At 62.1% G+C, this 15,319-nt stretch carries 16 protein-coding genes; 8 read left to right on the top strand and 8 right to left on the bottom strand.

The window, feature by feature from the left end; all coding sequences use genetic code 11:
- Positions 1-2: 2 nt before the first annotated feature.
- On the bottom strand, positions 3-995 hold the full coding sequence (locus tag M2282_RS03235) for a Bug family tripartite tricarboxylate transporter substrate binding protein (protein ID WP_280807340.1): 993 nt from the start codon (positions 993-995) through the stop codon (positions 3-5).
- A gap of 256 nt (positions 996-1,251) precedes the next feature.
- Here M2282_RS03235 and M2282_RS03230 point away from each other — a divergent pair, with 256 nt between their 5' ends.
- Together M2282_RS03230 and M2282_RS03225 are read left to right on the top strand one after the other, a co-directional pair.
- Positions 1,252-1,833: a MarR family winged helix-turn-helix transcriptional regulator gene (locus M2282_RS03230; protein ID WP_280807339.1), complete on the top strand. Its 582-nt coding sequence runs from the start codon at positions 1,252-1,254 to the stop codon at positions 1,831-1,833.
- Positions 1,834-2,281: 448 nt separating this feature from the next.
- Positions 2,282-3,010, top strand: coding sequence for a DUF4145 domain-containing protein (locus tag M2282_RS03225; protein ID WP_280807338.1), 729 nt, complete (start codon positions 2,282-2,284; stop codon positions 3,008-3,010).
- Positions 3,011-3,073: 63 nt separating this feature from the next.
- Here the strand turns inward: M2282_RS03225 and M2282_RS03220 are convergent, their stop codons facing one another.
- The 6 genes from M2282_RS03220 to M2282_RS03195 form a co-directional block, all read right to left on the bottom strand.
- Positions 3,074-3,217 (bottom strand): hypothetical protein, encoded by a 144-nt coding sequence (locus M2282_RS03220; protein ID WP_280807337.1) that lies wholly within the window; start codon positions 3,215-3,217, stop codon positions 3,074-3,076.
- A 50-nt stretch (positions 3,218-3,267) separates the two neighbouring features.
- Positions 3,268-5,142 (bottom strand): ATP-dependent helicase, encoded by a 1,875-nt coding sequence (locus M2282_RS03215; protein WP_280807336.1) that lies wholly within the window; start codon positions 5,140-5,142, stop codon positions 3,268-3,270.
- Positions 5,143-5,416: 274 nt separating this feature from the next.
- Positions 5,417-6,247 carry a hypothetical protein gene (locus tag M2282_RS03210; protein ID WP_280807335.1) on the bottom strand — a complete coding sequence of 277 codons (831 nt, stop codon included), beginning with the start codon at positions 6,245-6,247 and terminating at the stop codon, positions 5,417-5,419.
- Positions 6,248-6,291: 44 nt separating this feature from the next.
- The gene (locus M2282_RS03205) at positions 6,292-7,236 is read right to left on the bottom strand and encodes a hypothetical protein (RefSeq protein ID WP_280807334.1); all 945 of its coding nucleotides are present in this window, start codon (positions 7,234-7,236) and stop codon (positions 6,292-6,294) included.
- A gap of 666 nt (positions 7,237-7,902) precedes the next feature.
- Complete coding sequence (locus tag M2282_RS03200) at positions 7,903-9,330, bottom strand: tyrosine-type recombinase/integrase (protein ID WP_280807333.1); 1,428 nt, start codon at positions 9,328-9,330, stop codon at positions 7,903-7,905.
- 405 nt (positions 9,331-9,735) lie between these two features.
- The gene (locus M2282_RS03195) at positions 9,736-10,176 is read right to left on the bottom strand and encodes a hypothetical protein (protein WP_280807332.1); all 441 of its coding nucleotides are present in this window, start codon (positions 10,174-10,176) and stop codon (positions 9,736-9,738) included.
- Between the two features lie 186 nt (positions 10,177-10,362).
- On the opposite strand from M2282_RS03195, the gene M2282_RS03190 reads away from it, so the two are divergent.
- The 4 genes from M2282_RS03190 to M2282_RS03175 all read left to right on the top strand — a co-directional run bounded on the left by M2282_RS03190 (position 10,363) and on the right by M2282_RS03175 (position 12,513).
- Complete coding sequence (locus tag M2282_RS03190; RefSeq protein WP_280807331.1) at positions 10,363-10,785, top strand: BLUF domain-containing protein; 423 nt, start codon at positions 10,363-10,365, stop codon at positions 10,783-10,785.
- 289 nt (positions 10,786-11,074) lie between these two features.
- Complete coding sequence (locus tag M2282_RS03185; protein ID WP_280807330.1) at positions 11,075-11,680, top strand: hemerythrin domain-containing protein; 606 nt, start codon at positions 11,075-11,077, stop codon at positions 11,678-11,680.
- On the top strand, positions 11,667-12,287 hold the full coding sequence (locus M2282_RS03180) for a DUF2243 domain-containing protein (protein ID WP_280807329.1): 621 nt from the start codon (positions 11,667-11,669) through the stop codon (positions 12,285-12,287). Before M2282_RS03185 ends, M2282_RS03180 begins: the two co-directional genes overlap by 14 nt.
- Position 12,288: 1 nt before the next feature.
- Positions 12,289-12,513, top strand: a complete 225-nt coding sequence (locus M2282_RS03175; protein WP_280807328.1) for a hypothetical protein — start codon at positions 12,289-12,291, stop codon at positions 12,511-12,513.
- Positions 12,514-12,542: 29 nt separating this feature from the next.
- Here the strand turns inward: M2282_RS03175 and M2282_RS03170 are convergent, their stop codons facing one another.
- Positions 12,543-13,445, bottom strand: coding sequence for an SDR family oxidoreductase (locus M2282_RS03170; protein ID WP_280807327.1), 903 nt, complete (start codon positions 13,443-13,445; stop codon positions 12,543-12,545).
- 139 nt (positions 13,446-13,584) lie between these two features.
- On the opposite strand from M2282_RS03170, the gene M2282_RS03165 reads away from it, so the two are divergent.
- Together M2282_RS03165 and M2282_RS03160 are read left to right on the top strand one after the other, a co-directional pair.
- The gene (locus tag M2282_RS03165; RefSeq protein WP_280807326.1) at positions 13,585-14,742 is read left to right on the top strand and encodes a zinc-dependent alcohol dehydrogenase; all 1,158 of its coding nucleotides are present in this window, start codon (positions 13,585-13,587) and stop codon (positions 14,740-14,742) included.
- 40 nt (positions 14,743-14,782) lie between these two features.
- A complete protein-coding gene (locus tag M2282_RS03160; protein WP_280807325.1) occupies positions 14,783-15,301 on the top strand; it encodes a hypothetical protein in 519 nt (172 codons plus the stop codon).
- The last annotated feature ends 18 nt before the right edge of the window (positions 15,302-15,319 follow it).

The raw sequence follows: 15,319 nt of genomic DNA, 5'->3' as shown, positions 1-15,319 counted from the left end.
GCTCAGTCCGCCTGGATGTTCAGGTCCTTGATGACCTTGGCCAGGCGCTCGTAGTCGGAGGCGTTGACCTTGGCCATGGCGGCAGGCGGCCCGCCGACCGGCGCCGCGCCGAAGGTGCCCATCTTGGCGATCACGTCGGGCATCTTGAGAACTTCGTTGAGGTTGGCGTTCAGCAGGTTCACCACCGCGGACGGCGTGTTGCGCGGCGCGAAGAAGCCGTTCCATGCGCCCGAGTCGATGTCCTTGTACCCCAGTTCGGCGAGCGTGGGCACGTTCGGCAGCAACGGGGAGCGCTTCGCGTCCGAGATGGCGAGCGCGACCAGCTTGCCCGTGGCGATGTACTGGGCCACCGGGCCGAGCGTCACGTAGGCCAGCGGGATATGCCCCGCGACCACGTCGGTGACCGACGGCGCCACGCCGCGGTAGGGCACGTGCTGCACCTGGATGCCGGCCGACCGGTTGAGCCACTCGCCCGCGATGTGCATCGGCGAGCCGGCGCCCGGCGTGCCGTACGACAACGGCTTGCCCGCCTTCGATTGCGCCACCAAGTCCGCCACGCTTCGGATGCCGGAGGCCGGGTTCGCGACCAGCAGCACCGCCTGGTTGGCTGAGTGGATCACGGGCGTGAAGCCATTGATCACGTCGTACGAGGCCGCGGGTGCGAGCTTCATCACCAGCGGCGCGGTGGTGAACGGGTTGGGCGTGAACAGCAGCGTGTAGCCGTCCGGCGCCGCGCGGCCCACATAGGTGTTGCCGACCGTGCCGCCCGCGCCGGGCCGGTTGTCCACAATGACCGACTGGCCCAGGCGCGCCTGCAGCTTCTCGGCAAAGAGACGAGCCATTGCGTCGGTATCGCCGCCGGCCGGGTACGAGACGACGATGGTGATGGGCTTGGTCGGATAGGCCGGCGCCGGGGCCTGGGCGTGCACAGCACTTCCCCAGAGACCCCCCGCGAGAAAGCCCACGGCAAGGAACAACGGGCGGCTGACTTTCATCTTGGAGCTTTCATAAGGAGCGCGCGCCGGACGATCGAGGCGGAACGGCACAACACCCGAGCTAACAACTTGGATTAAGTAGGCGTTCCATATATGGAACATCGAACCATATTTGAAACGTTAGCGTAATCGTAGAATGAAGCTGTTGATCAATCAACTAAGTGAAACTTCGAATTGACATTCGAGATTTTTCTTCTGTTAACTAATAAATAAGTGTGATCGCGGGCCAAGGCCCGCCTCATCGTCGAAACAACCCATGCAAGACGACGCCCTGACTGAGCGCCCCTCCCTCCCATCCGCCGTGCCCACCGATCCGTGGTCGGGACTCAACGAATCGGGCGACAACCTCACCGTCGACAACTTCATCACCACCGTGATGAGTCAGACCGTGAATGCGCTGCGCCGCGTGACAACGCTGCCCTATGCAAGGCGCTTCGGGCTCACGGTGTCGGAGTGGCGCATCCTGTCCCTGATGGCGCACACGCGTTCGATATCGTTCGCGGAACTCGTTGTGCAATCCACCTCGGACAAGGCGCTCGTGAGCCGCACGCTGCGCCTGCTTGAGCAGCGCGGCCTGGTGTCGCTCAAAGCCGAAGGCCCCACGCCGAGAAAGCGGCTCACCTGCAACATCACGCCCGCCGGCGAGGCGCTGCATGCACAGGTCATCCCGGTCGCGCGCAGGGCGCAGGCATCGATGATCCAGCTCATGACGCCGGAGGAGCGGCGCGTGATGTACATCGCCCTCAAGCGCATCCATGGGCAATGCCTCGACGCCGTCGCGCCCCGCGATGAAGAGGAAGAAAACTACCTAGCGGCCGATGGAAAGTGCACCGACTAAGACAGCAACGGACCGGGTTGTGGGAAAACTCATGCCGGTTGAATTCTGGCAATCCCGACCGGTGACCGGATCAATTTGTGGCAGCAGTCAACACGCGAATGTCGAAGCGCGCATATCGATCACCCCCGAGTGCGGGCTTCGGGCCCTACAGGGTGGCGATGAGGCTGCGCAGCGCGGTCTCGCGCGTGCCGTGGTAGCTGACCATGGCGGCAGCCCAGTCTCGCGTCTGCTCCGCGCCGATCTTGCCGATCACGGATTCGCGCAGCGCCTTCTCCGCGATGCGGATCGGAGACGGCGTGAAGAGGTAGTTCCAAATGTTCTTGGGATTTCCTTTGGGCGTGAAAAAGCCCGCGCTCGGCGGGCTTCGGGGATGTCGTTGTCGGGTCGGTTACTCTTTGGGCGGATTCTGCACCTACCCACCCAATGCCCCGATTCGAACGGATTAAAAATGAGTGAAAAACTTCAAGTTGGTGACTCTCTCGGAATGGTTTTCAGCCTTCCGTGCATGCGCTGCGTTGGCGACACACGGCACTTCGTTCGAGCATCAGCAGACGTTCACGGTCAGACGGAGAGGCAGGACGATGACTATTACTGGTCGATCTACAACCAACTTCTAGAGTGCGGCGGTTGTGGGCAGATCACTTACCGACGCTTGAGAACAGACTCGGATGGCACAGGTGAAGGACCTGACGGAGAAGATCTGATTGACGAGAAGCTCTATCCGCCAAGGGTCTCAGGCAGGAAGAACTTGTTGGCCGACATTTGGATGGTTGATCGGAAGGTTGGGCAGGTCTACCGAGAAACGGCCGAGGCACTCGCGGCGGGGCTAAGGGTCCTCGTTGGTATTGGCTTGCGTGCGATCCTGGAAACCATTTGCAAGGAGAAGTCGGCTTCTGGGCCGAATTTGCTAGCCAAGATTGATGATCTCGTAACGAAACAGGTATTGACGCCGAACGGGGCCGAGGTTCTGCACCAGATTCGAACGCTAGGTAACAACGCAGCTCATGAGGTCGAACCCCACACCGAAAAGCAACTGGCGTTGGCGATGGATGTGATCGAACGCCTCATCGAGGACGTGTACATCATCAGGTCGAAGGCTGCTCGCATTCTTCCGCGAGCCCCGAGTTCCGTCGCTAGTGCTCTTCCGGCGCCAAGGATGCCTCCCGCACCCCCCTAATTCAACATCACCGTCGGCCCTTGCGAGCAACCTTCTTGCGGTCGACCTCGGTGTTCCAGTCGCTCACCTCCTTGTGGCGAGGTTGCGCACGTGGCTGTCCACGGGCGAGGTGTAGTCGCGGCGCCGCCGCGTCGCGCTCGGCAGGGTCAGGCTGTTAAAGGCCGATGCCACGCTGGCGGCGGCCATGCTCGAGGAGCGTACGAGCACTGCGAGGGCGTTCTTCGAGCAGGGCTCTTCCCGGAATCCGCTGCTCCAGCTCAAACTGCACATTGCAAGGCGGCCTGCACCTCCGGCTCAAGGAGAAAGCGACTCAGCTTCGAGTACTCGCGCCGAACGCCGCTCACTTTGATTGGCGAGTGGCCCAGCCAAAGCCGCTTGCGGGCGCGGGTGATGGCCACGTAGAGGATGCGGCGCTCCTCGTCCAGCTGTTCAGCCGTCGTGGATCTGCGATCGGGTAGCACGCCTTCCGTGACACCGAGCACAAAAACGTAGTCCCACTCCATGCCCTTGGCCGCGTGAATCGTCGAGCAGGCGATCGCTTCGGTACCGGCAATCCTGTGGACGTGGGCGTTCATCTCTGCGGCGCACGCGAAGCTTCGGGACAGAGGCTCCCATCGATTCAATGCGTTGCGCAGCGCCTTGTTGGCGTTGACGCCGCCGTGAAGCCTCAAGTAGGCACGGACGCAAGCTCTGTACGCACCCTCCGTGTTTTTTCCGCCGGTGATGTTGAGGAGCTCGTTGACAAACTGGTCCCACTTCTCGAGCTTCGGAAGAACCATCCGCGTGGTCTTGACATTCGGGTTGGCGCCGGAGTCGTCTGTGGCGCTGGGTAGATCGATCAGCCCGGCTGAATCACCGAGGCCCAGCCTATCGCGCATCTCAGCCTCCAACTCAGCTGTCATGCGGGCACGGCGACCGCTGGCGCTGGCGTCAAGACCGATCCCATAGTCGCGCAGATCCTCGAACTTGTCGGCTAGCCAAAGCACATCCATGACGGCCTGGTAGTGGCTGTCGGATCCGGCGAGCAGCGTCGCCACGTTGCGGGCGGCGAGTTCCTGTGCCACGGGGTGGAGAACGGCTCGCGTGCGACCCAGAAGCGCAATTTCGGAGTGCGGCACGCCCCGTCGCAGCAGTTTGCTTACGCGCTTCGCCACGGTGCTGGCCAGGGTGCGTGTATCCGACTCCTGGATCAACACCGGAGCTTTGCCCGTCTTGCCGGTCTTGATGGCGGGCGGATCGAAAGGCGCAGCCACGGCTTGAGCAAGATCTGCGATCTCGGTTGTTAGCCGATGAGACCGGCGCAGCACGTGTTTCTTCGACTCACCGTCAACCAGCACGACGCCAGCCTCGACCAGCGCTCGACGAAGCGAGGTGTACCGGCCGCCCGCGAACCCGTAGATCATCTGCAGGCGATCGCCCAGCACTACGGTCGACTGCATCCGCTGGGCGAGCTCGGCAATCAGTTTGGCCTGAGTGGGCGTGCAGTCTTGCCATTCGTCGACGATCAGGTGATCGATCCCCAGTTCTTCGCCAGATAGTTGGGCCATCAGACGAAGACCCAGCCGCAGCATGTCGTCGTAGTCAATCGCGCCGGACGAACGCTTGTGATCTTCGTAGGCCTGATTGCGGGTCAATCTGGCGGCCGAGGTCTTGGAGCGAACAGAGGACCTCCTTGCGGATCCCCGCTTAGCTGCGCCGAAGCTCGCACCCGTCTTCCCCGCGCGAGAGCTGCCATCGATCCGTTCGAGGATCTTGGTCAAACGGGAAGAGTCGACAACCGCAGGAACTGCACGATAGCCAAGACGACGGTGGTGACGACGAATCAGGCCGTAGAAGAGGGCGTGGATGGTAGACACGTTGACGGTCGCGTCCTTGCTGGTCATGCCGTCTCGTTCGACGCTGCCGGCGCTGATCTCAACGTCGGCGGCCCGGAGGCGTTGCCTGAAGTTCGTGACCGTGGCGTTGGTGGCCGACAGGACCCGAATTCGGGCAGCGGGATCCTGTTTGAGGAGATGCTTAACGCGAGCGACGGCGGTGGTGGTCTTACCACCACCGGGGACGGCTGTGACTTCGGTGAATCTGTCCGTGCTACGGATGACGCGGCGCATGGCCCTTGTGGTCTTGATGGGCACGATGAAGGAATTCCTTGAGAACGTTGATCGACGAAGTGAAGGGCGGCGACTCTTGGCAACTGCCGCCTTTTTGGCCTTCGCCATCCTTCTGAGTGAGCAGGATGGATGGGGCACTCGATGTAGTGTTGCGGCCGAGAAAGTGAGGTGTTTTGGCCGAGGGTGCCGGTGTGAAAAGTGCTCTGAATCGCATGAAAAAGGCCCTGAACACGATGTTTTGATCGGTTGAGGACCAAATGCTGGATGAAGATCCGGTACCTATACCAGGTGCAGATCCTCAGGGCCACTCGCGAGGGGGCGCCGCAATGACGCGGGCTGCTTCGCGCAGCCATGCCTTCGCAGTCATCGGCAGCAGAGCCTTGGTCACCGAGGGGCGCTTCCGGCACAGCATCTGGAGGACGAACGCGTCGCCTGCTGTGTACTTCGGACTCATGAGCGCCCGACGAATACGAGCCTGAAGAGCACTATCCCCAGTATCTCGGCAAGCGGATCGACTCAGCGCGGCCCCCATCGCGGCCCGGTTGCCAAACGAGTGGTAGCGGATCTGCGTTGCCCAGAATTCGCTGAAGTCGAAGGCGAGCAGTGCGTCGATGGAGCCGAGGCCGATTCGCTCGATGAGTTGCGTCTCCTGCAGTCGAACCTCGGTGTGCAGACCGCGATGTCCTCGCGCGGCGGTGGCCAGCTTGGACTTGCGGTCGGAGTAGGTGACGAGGCGACGGGGAGCGTTGGGCTTTCCGAAGTAGTGCGTGTTCTTATGCTTGGTCACCTGCGTCGGTCCGTATTGCATCGTGATCGTGCGAAGGAAGTAACGCTCGAGGCGCTGCGCATCAACTTTCCAACGGACCGGATAGTCCCGGGCAATCTCGACGTACGCGACCTGAGCTGAAATGCGAACGCCCAGCATGCGTCGAAGGAAGTGCAGAGTGCTCGCGCTGGGCTGCAGTACGCGAAGAATGTATTTCCAGCGCGGGTTGTAGGGTACGTTGACCGGATCGATGGTGACCTTCTCGGGCAAGGTGTCGACCCATTCTTGACCAGGGTGCAGGTCAATCCAAATGTCGAGGCGGTCGAACGCATCGAAGAAGCGCTTGAGAAAAAAGTTGAGCATGATGAAGAGCGGCCGCTCGAGGCGGCCGCATTGCGGTTTTGGAGTCAGCGTTTGAGACCGGTGAAATCGAAAAGGCCTGCGTAGCAGGTCACTAAATCTTTGGGCGCATGGGGGGGGCGAAGCGGACGCAACTTGATCAAGCGTTGGTCGATCTCATCGAGGCTCATCTTCATCGCGTTCGCAACGGGGCTGCGATCATTACCTTTGGCTATCGCCGCCCAGATGGCTCGATCGTCTCTGACGCGCGACACGAAGCGAGAGTAAGCGAGGCGATAACCCTCTGGCTTGGTGGCGACCTGCACCATGAGTTTTCCCCGTCCGTCAGCATGAAATGCTTTGGCAGCTGAGAATTCGATCGTCCAAGCTAGGTCATAACGTGGATCTGGCTCGCACGGCTCGGACAGGATGCAATCGTCGACGATGGACGCGACGGGGCCGAACTCATCGATGCTCGAGGCACGCGTGACGAAAACGATCAGTTTTCCGTGAGCCAGAGCGAGATCGCGCAGTCCGGCGATATCTTCGAGGGCAGCCGTTTGGAGGACTTCCGAGGTGACCGGAAGCAGGAGGGTCGCCGACATCTTGGGTGACCGCACGAGATCTTCCAGTCGAGCCCGAGGTTCGCCGCGAAGCCAGTCCAGCCTGGCGTCGATGTGCACATGCTTGATAGTCAAAGCGTCGTCACCGTCGGGACGCGAGACGGCGTGCAGGATCTGGCTGTACAGGTGGCATCTTTCCACCGACCCGCTGAATAAGATGGTCGTTGGGCTCGGCGAGGTGAACGGGCTGCAACTCGGTTGCTTCGCACGACAGATGAGACCTGCCAAACCAGCAACTGCGTGTGCAGCGCTGACGGAGCTCGGGATGAGGTGAGCCAGAACCCCATGAGAAGCTCGGATTTTGCGATGCTCGGCCCAAGTGGCGCATCCGGCTTCTGTTGAAGCCGGATGCGCGTTGGGTGCTGCTTTGGTTACTTTTTTGGTACGCATAAAACTGAAGAAAAATCTCCCCGGAGCGCGCCATCACGACGGCTCTGGGCGAGGAAGTTGAGAACGTAAGCTGGTTTGTCAGCCTAAGGTTGGCGCACCGGCTCAGGCGACGAGAGAGCGTTGAATCTCGGTTACGACGCTTGCGTAATAGCCCTTTGTTCCAGGGCCGTTACTTTGAGCTTTAGGCACGAGTCCCGCGCGGACTCTGTTGTAGTAAGTTGATCGAGACCAGCCCATTAATTTAATAAATGTATTGAGCCGGACGAACTGCTGCGGAGGGTCCATAGGGGTCCTCAAAAGGGGTTCGAACCAAAACGCTTTAGGGAAAGCGCGCTAGTCAGCCGGATACGTGGAGCGATCGCGCGATTCGCGATCCGGCACAGAATAAAGTTTTCGGCCTGCGGAGAAGGCGCAGCCTAAAACTTCGCCCCGTCGCAATGACGGCGGCGTCTGGTGTGTGTGTCGACGACTGGGTGCGCCAGCCGGAAAAGAAGTAGCGCGTAAAAATTAGAGGTCAGCAGCTCAGCAGCTTGCCTGACCTCCGAGCGAGCCATTGCGGCCGTGCCCATCGATCTGAAAGTTTAAAAGTTGTCCCGAAGACCTTAAGTCTCCGGGCAAGCATTGAAGATATCAGCACCTTCAGGTTTGGTCAACTCGGCCCGTTGACTACGCTCGCGGCGGCTGCACTTCAATTCGATCTCGGCTATGCAGTGCTTCCTCGATCTTCTGACTCAGCAGTTCCCATGCCGCGCGCTTCTCCAGTGCGTAGTCGTGGTGCAAATATGCCCGCCGCACTTTGCTGCCACCGAGCACATGGTTTTGGCACCGGTCGATGATGTCCAAGCCAATGCCTGCCCGCTGCATCATCGTGGCACCGGTGCGACGCATGTCATGTGGAGTCCATTCCCCATTGGCGCCATTGGCGAGTACTAGCGTGTTGTCGTTGGTTCGGTTCTTAAGCGCCTTGCGCTCCTTGAACATTGTCTGTCGGTCTCCAATCTGCTTCGATACGCTCTTCAAACATACGTGCGTGTTCTCGGACTTGTTGATTTTCTTGGTGTTGCGAGCGGGGAAACACCAGGTACCGATCTTGTCCCCCTGAAGCGCCTTGAGCGCCTTAAACTGGCCCGCAGCAAACGCGCTTAGGTAGACGATGTGGTCCTGCTGCCTAGCATTCGTTTGTTTGGCGTTTTCCTTCGGGATGCGCCAGACGCCAGCTTCCGTGTCCACGTGCGCCCACTCAGCCATCAGTAACTCGCCAATGCGGCAAAGGGTGGACAAGCAAATCCAGATTGCAATTTGGCTTTCGCGCTTGAGGCCGTGAGCGATGGCGCGCTTGTTCTCGGCGTTTTGCCGTGCCTCGTGCATGGTGCGAAAGACATGCTGGAGTTCCCGAAGTTCGTCCGGTGACAGCACGCGGTCGCGCTCATCGTTGATGTCGTAGTCAGGAGCGACGATTTTTCCGATCTCAAGTAACTCGGCGGGGTTTTGCTCGATGAGCAGTTCTCGCCAAGGCTTGCGTTTCTCGCCCCATGCGAACAGTTGAACAAGGTCGCGATAAACGCGCACCGCCATCCGATTGCGGCCGCGCCCCACGATGGTGAGGAGAACTTTGCGAAGGTCGTGTTCTGTCAACTCCTTGATCGGCTTGTTGCCGATAGCAGGGAGGACGTCTTTTTGGAAGGCTCTGCGCAGCTCTGCATTGCCGTCCTTGCGCAGGACTCCGGTCGCCAGCCATGCTTCGAACATTTTGGAAAACGGGAGCAGAGTGGCGCGTAGCTGTTCTCTCGCCTGACATTCCTTGGCCAGGGCTTCTGCCGCTTGCTGTTGAAAGTCAATGCCGGATCGGGCTAGCGATTGGATTCTGGCGTTTTCAGCGGCGGCGTCGGCCACCCCCATAAACCCTTCGCCGCTGCTCCCAAAAGGCTTGGGAAGGCGGGCTTCTCGCTGCTTGCCGTCGACCACGTATTTGACGAGCCACCGCTTTTCTCCGTTGGCAGCGACACGGATGTACAGCCCGGTGTCTACCGTGAGCTTGTACGCCTTATCTCGTGGCTTGGCAGCCTCGATCGCCCGAACTGTAAGTTTTGCCATGCCCTAATCGTGCCCTAGATATGCCCTAAATATCGCTGCATTTTAACAAACTTGGATGATCGGGGTTGGACAAAAAGCCTTGTAACTTGTTGATTTTAAAGGAAGTTGCGTGTGCAGGGCGGTGCAGCGCAGCGCAAAATTAAATGCATGGGGTGCAAGGGGTCGAAGGTTCGAATCCTTTCACACCGACCAAAACGTTAGTCAGATCAACGGGTTAGAGCCACAAGCTCTGACCCGTTTTTCTTTGGTTTTGACAAACCACTGGGTTCCTGACAAACGCGATCGTGTTCAGCTGGTTCCGCGACCCCGATTGCCGACGGCAAGGGGGTTTCGGTGGGCACTTTGCGGCGGTACACGCGCTTCGGTGCCGCAGCGCATCCGCAGTCCGGCCCCCTCGGTTTCAGGTCAAGAGCAGGACAGCTTCATCGCCTCGATCCGGCCGCCGAAGCCGAGCTTGCGCGTCAGCCCGCCTTCGCGGCTGTTCGGCTCGAAGCGCACGGTCCGGTCCTTGAACATGGCGTGCTCGTACACCTCCAGCGTGGCACGGGGGCCGACGCTCACGCTGTCGATGTCGCGCTTGAGCTGGCGTGCGGTGCCCTTGTCCATGCTCTGGACCTGGGCTGGGCCGACGAGGGTGGCGACGTCGCCCTGGAAATCGCGCTTCGAATAGAACTGTGCCCAGCATCCGGATGCCAGCCGAGGGTCCTCGACCCGCAGCGGGACGAGCAGGACGGTGGGATCGGGCTGGTTGTCCACGCCCGGGCTCGCGGTGGATGTGGGAGCATTGCTGGCGCAGGCGCCCAGCGCGACGGCGCCGGCGATCAGAAGGTAGCGGTGAAGATTCATGGGTCGGAGGCCGGATCGGCCAGTGCGGTTTCGAAGCCGCCAAAGCTAACGTGCCGGTGGCTGCGCTGCGTAGGAGCAAGGCGCAACCGGCGGTCGTTCCTGCTCCCGACAACGGAGCGCTCATCGAAGCCCTCGTTCGCCGCCGCGCACATATTCGACGGCACTCCGCAGCGCTAGCATTTGACGATGCTCAAGCGACTCATCTACGGCAGCCAAGCCGTCGAAGCGAATCCGACGAACCTGCGCGCCATCCTCGCGGCTTCACGCACCGGCAATCCCAAAGCCGGCGTCACGGGTGCGCTCTGCCTGTTCGAGGGGGTTTACATGCAGTACCTCGAAGGCGACGAAGGTGCCGTCGAAACGCTGTACGCAAGGATCGAGACCGATGCGCGGCATCGAACGCCCGTCGTGCTCGACAGGACCTTCATCGCGGTGCGGCAATTTCCGGAATGGTCCATGGCGCTGTTGGCGCCGGACGACCGCATCAAGGCCATCATGGGCTTGCATGGTCTGCGACTGCCGGGCACCACGACGCGCGACATCGCGCCCGACCATGCCGCCGCTTTCTTCCGTGCGCTCGCGGCCACACCCAACTGGATGCCGCTCTGAAGAGGGATGCCTCGCCCCGGCACCGTGCCTCGACCAGCGCCCGGCGGACCTGCACTGCCATGCGAACACGAAGTTTTCCTACGCGGCTCGCAAGAGCGCCATTTCATCTTTCGATTCCCCCACATCCATTCGGACCACACGATGCCCACATCCCGACGCGCAGAGCCCGGTGCCTGCAGCCTCCTCGACGCTGATCGCCGGAACGTCGCTGCGCGCAAGGAAGAACCGATGGAAGAGTTCGGCATCTCGGCCTGAGTTCTCCCGCAACCCACGTGCCCGGAGCTTTCGCATGACCAGCTTTCTTTCACGCCTCTTGCCCAGCGCAACGAACATGATCCGGCTGGATCACACGCACGTGCTTTCCACGTTCCACCAGTACAAGGCGAGCGCACCCGTGCGTGTGAAAAAAGGACTGGTCAATACCATGTGCACCGCACTGGAAGTGCACGCGCAGCTGGAGGAAGAAATTTTCTATCCGGCGGTGCGCAGCGTCACGCAGAGCGAACTGATCGCCAAGTCGCTCGATGAGCACCACGAGATGCGGCGACTGATCGGACTGTTGCGGCAGATGGAGCCCGAGGCGCGTGACTACGACGAGACCGTGGCCACGCTGATGCGCGACGTGATGCACCACGTGGCGGATGAAGAAACACTGGTGCTTCCTGAGGCCGAGCGGCTGCTGGCCGACCGGTTGGGCGAACTCGGCATGCAGATGACCAAGCGCCGCCTGCAACTGGTCGCCCCGCGAAGTGGCGAGATCGCGCTCGACATGGGGCGGGCCGCGTCCGGCAACAGCCTGGCGCTCACTGTCGTCGGACTGACGGCCGTTGGGCTGCTGGTGGCGCGACGCACGGGGCATCTTGGACGGCCGAAGCGCAACCTTGGCCGTCTCTGACCGGCGGCCGCGGGTCTGCCGATCCGGCCCGTCCGTGGCGCCGGTTCCCTTCTCAATGGTTGAAAAAGGCTTCACCGTGCGCGCCAACCCCTTGGGCAAGTTTCCCGTGAGCGCGGGCATTCTGTTCGGGCTCGGCCTCGGAGGTTTCTTCGACGGCATCGTCCTGCACCAGTTGCTGCAGTGGCATCACATGGTAAGCAGCTGGTATCCCCCGACGACCGTTGAAAATCTTCGTCTCAACACGCTGTGGGATGGCATCTTCCACAGCGCGACCTATGTCTTCGTCGTGCTTGCATTGCATCGGCTCTGGCGCGTCGCGCATCGGGGACACATCTATTGGTCCGGAAGGCTGATCTGGGGCACGGCACTGATGGGGTGGGGTGCCTTCAACCTGGTCGAAGGCGTCATCGATCACCACCTGCTTGGCATTCACCACGTCAACGAGGTGGTCGCCGTCGTGCACCGCCCTTATTGGGACGCCGGTTTTTTGATCTGGGGCGCAGCAATGCTGATTGCAGGCGGCTGGCTATGGAGAAGCGGAATTCATGAACACCGGGTCCGAGCCGCCCATCTTCGTGTGATGTCGGCGCCGATCGGAGGCGACTGACATGCTGTTTCCGAGAAGAAACGCGGAAGCGGTGATCCTCGTCCTCGGGCTGCTGATCGCCATGACGCCGATCTGGCGCTGGGCCAGCCTGCCCGCGTCGCCCACCGCGGAGGAAGTCCGCCAGTTGATCTGTGCCGCGCCCCGCGACGGACCCATTGCACAGCGCCCGGAGGCTTCCCGAAGCAACGCATCGCAGCTTGCCGGCGCCACGACTCCGGCGCCATAGCCTGAATGCGCACGGCCGCACGCGCCACCTCAGTTCGGCGAGCCCTTGGAAGAGCTTCCATGCGTGCGTCCTGAATTCCCGGCGCGGTACAGCGCCCCTTCGGGATCGCGCTCGCGGCCGCCCTTTTGCTGGCGCTCGACCTGCTTGGCCGACATGCGATCAGCCACCGAAGGCAGCACTTTCGCGAGCACCGTGTTCATCACCGCCATGCCGCCCACCTTGATGTCACGCCCGCCGCTCACGGCGGCCTCCAGGATGGCCTCGGCGACCTGTTGCGGATCGATCATGGGCGTGGGGAGCTTGGGTTCCTTGTCCATGTAGTTGCGGGCATGTTCGGGGTAGGGCGTGTCGACCGCGGTCGGCTGTATGAGCGTGACGGTCACGCCGCTCTTGTCGACGTCCTCGAGTTCCACGCGCAGCGCATCGGTGAAGCCTTTCACGGCATGCTTGGAGGCCGAATACATGCCCTGAAGCGGTATCACGGCGTCCGACACTTCGCTGCCCACGTTCACGAGCGTGCCCTGTACAAGCTTCAGGTAGGGCAGGGCCGCGAGCGAGCCGTTCACCACGCCCCAGAAGTTCGTGTCGAAGAGGCGGCGGCTGTCGGCTTCGCTCACCTCGTCGAGGCGGCCGTAGATCGAGATGCCGGCGTCGTTCACCCAGGTGTCGATGCGTCCGAAATGGCTGATGGCGAGCAGCGCAACGCGGTCGATCTGCGCGCGGTCGGCCACGTCGGCTTCAACGGATACCGCATGCCCGCCTTGCTCGTTGATGTCCTGCGCGAGCCGCTGCAGCACTTCGCCGCTGCGTGCGACCAGCACCAGGCTCGCGCCCTGCTGCGCAGCAAGCTGCGCCGTGCACAGTCCGATGCCGCTGGAAGCGCCGGTGATGACGATGACCTGCTGGTCGAGGGGTTTGTCTGCTCGGGACATGGTGCTTTTCCTTTCGGTGAATGTGAGTCCGAAGGGCAAGCCGTGTGCCCGGCGGCAGCCGTTCCCCGGGGACATTCACGCTCGGGCATGTGGCTTGCCCCGCACCGCATCTGCTTTCAACCCATAAGGAACATCCACCATGCTGGCAATGAACTATCGCGGGCCGTACCGGGTTCGCGCGGCGCACAAGGCCGAGCCGGAAATCGAGCATCCGGGCGACGCCATCGTGCGCGTCACGCGGTCGTGCATCTGCGGCTCCGATCTGCACCTGTATCACGGCCTGGTGCCGGACACGCGGGTGGGCACGACCTTCGGCCACGAGTTCACCGGCGTGGTCGAGGCGGTCGGCTCGGCCGTGCAGCACCTGAAACCGGGCGACCACGTGCTGGTTCCGTTCAACATCTTTTGCGGCAACTGCTACTTCTGCCAGAAGGAGCTGTACAGCAATTGCCACGACACCAATCCGGAGGCCACCGCCGTGGGCGGCATCTACGGCTACTCGCACACCACCGGCGGGTACGACGGCGGCCAGGCGGAGTACGTGCGCGTGCCGATGGCCGATGTCGGCCCCACGGTGATCCCGCCCGACATGGACGTGGACGACGCCGTGCTGCTCACCGATGCGTTGCCCACCGGCTACCAGGCCGCGGAGATGGGCGACATCGAAGAGGGCGACACGGTCGTCATCTTCGGTGCCGGCCCGGTCGGCATCTTCGCGGCCAAGTCGGCATGGCTCCTGGGCGCGGGCCGCGTGATCGTGGTGGACCACATCGAATACCGGCTTGAGTTCGTGCGCCAGTACGCACAGTGCGAGGTGATCGATTTCAAGCAGGTGGGCGACATGGCCATCCACATCAAGAAGATGACCGAGGGCCTCGGCGCCGACGTGTGCATCGACTGCGTGGGCTGCGAAGCCGCAGGCAGCTTCGCCCACACCTTGCTGGGCGTGAAGCTCAAGCTGCAGGGTGGCGCGGCGACCGTGCTGCACTGGTGCATCAACTCGGTCCGCAAGGGCGGACGGGTCTCGATCGTGGGCGTGTACGGACCGACCTTCAACGCGGTGCCGATCGGCAATGCGATCAACAAGGGCCTCACGCTGCGCATGAACCAGGCCAGCGTCAAGCGCCACCTGCCGCGCCTGATCGAACACATCCAGGCCGGGCGCATCGACCCCAAGCGCGTGATCACGCACCGCATCGACCTCTGCGACGTGGCCGATGCCTACCACCTGTTCTCCAGCAAGCTGGACAACTGCATCAAGACGGTGCTGGTGCCGCCGGCGTCGCTGGCCGCATAGCGCGGCCAATGGACCTCTTTCCTCCAAGGAGCGATTCGCAATGATCATCACGGACACACAAGAACAGAGCCCCGCGCGCAACGCCGATCGCCATGCGCACATCGTCGGTTGGGGCGCCGACCTCGACCACGCCAACCGGCCCGCCTATCCCATGGAGCGCACGCCGCCGCGCCTGCCACACCCGGTGGATGCGCCCGAGCAGCAGCACGCGCATGTGGAGGTGCTGCATTCGACGGAGCGGCCCGGCATCACGCGCATCTTCGGCACGACGCTGCCGCCTTCGGGCCTGAGCGGCTGGCTGCGACGCCATGCGTTCCGGCATTCCGAGAACGACCTGCGGCACTGGATGTTGCTGCTGCTGGCCGACCGGGTGAATGTGGGCGAGGGCCTGGTCGAAGATCTTTCGCGCGGCCATGTGCCCAACCTGTACGCCGAAATGGGCGGCCGCGCAGAGCTCAGGCACAACCCGATGGGCGCCGCGCGCAAGGCCGCCATTGGCGTCGGCGTGCTGGCGCTGGTGGCGCTGTCGATGAAGCGCCGGCGCCGCCGGTTGCGCTAGCGCCAGCACCAGCACCAG

The organism is Variovorax boronicumulans (assembly GCF_029892485.1).
Taxonomy (GTDB): Bacteria; Pseudomonadota; Gammaproteobacteria; order Burkholderiales; family Burkholderiaceae_C; genus Variovorax; species Variovorax boronicumulans_B.
This window is presented reverse-complemented; position numbering and strand designations above follow the sequence as displayed.

Excerpts from the sequence above, each read along its gene's own strand:
- M2282_RS03235 (WP_280807340.1), bottom strand. The coding sequence starts at position 995 with ATGAAAGTCAGCCGCCCGTTGTTCCTTGCCGTGGGCTTTCTCGCGGGG.
- M2282_RS03230 (WP_280807339.1), top strand. The coding sequence starts at position 1,252 with ATGCAAGACGACGCCCTGACTGAGCGCCCCTCCCTCCCATCCGCCGTG.
- M2282_RS03225 (WP_280807338.1), top strand. The coding sequence starts at position 2,282 with ATGAGTGAAAAACTTCAAGTTGGTGACTCTCTCGGAATGGTTTTCAGC.
- M2282_RS03210 (WP_280807335.1), bottom strand. The coding sequence starts at position 6,247 with ATGCTCAACTTTTTTCTCAAGCGCTTCTTCGATGCGTTCGACCGCCTC.
- M2282_RS03205 (WP_280807334.1), bottom strand. The coding sequence starts at position 7,236 with ATGCGTACCAAAAAAGTAACCAAAGCAGCACCCAACGCGCATCCGGCT.
- M2282_RS03200 (WP_280807333.1), bottom strand. The coding sequence starts at position 9,330 with ATGGCAAAACTTACAGTTCGGGCGATCGAGGCTGCCAAGCCACGAGAT.
- M2282_RS03195 (WP_280807332.1), bottom strand. The coding sequence starts at position 10,176 with ATGAATCTTCACCGCTACCTTCTGATCGCCGGCGCCGTCGCGCTGGGC.
- M2282_RS03190 (WP_280807331.1), top strand. The coding sequence starts at position 10,363 with ATGCTCAAGCGACTCATCTACGGCAGCCAAGCCGTCGAAGCGAATCCG.
- M2282_RS03185 (WP_280807330.1), top strand. The coding sequence starts at position 11,075 with ATGACCAGCTTTCTTTCACGCCTCTTGCCCAGCGCAACGAACATGATC.
- M2282_RS03175 (WP_280807328.1), top strand. The coding sequence starts at position 12,289 with ATGCTGTTTCCGAGAAGAAACGCGGAAGCGGTGATCCTCGTCCTCGGG.
- M2282_RS03170 (WP_280807327.1), bottom strand. The coding sequence starts at position 13,445 with ATGTCCCGAGCAGACAAACCCCTCGACCAGCAGGTCATCGTCATCACC.
- M2282_RS03165 (WP_280807326.1), top strand. The coding sequence starts at position 13,585 with ATGCTGGCAATGAACTATCGCGGGCCGTACCGGGTTCGCGCGGCGCAC.
- M2282_RS03160 (WP_280807325.1), top strand. The coding sequence starts at position 14,783 with ATGATCATCACGGACACACAAGAACAGAGCCCCGCGCGCAACGCCGAT.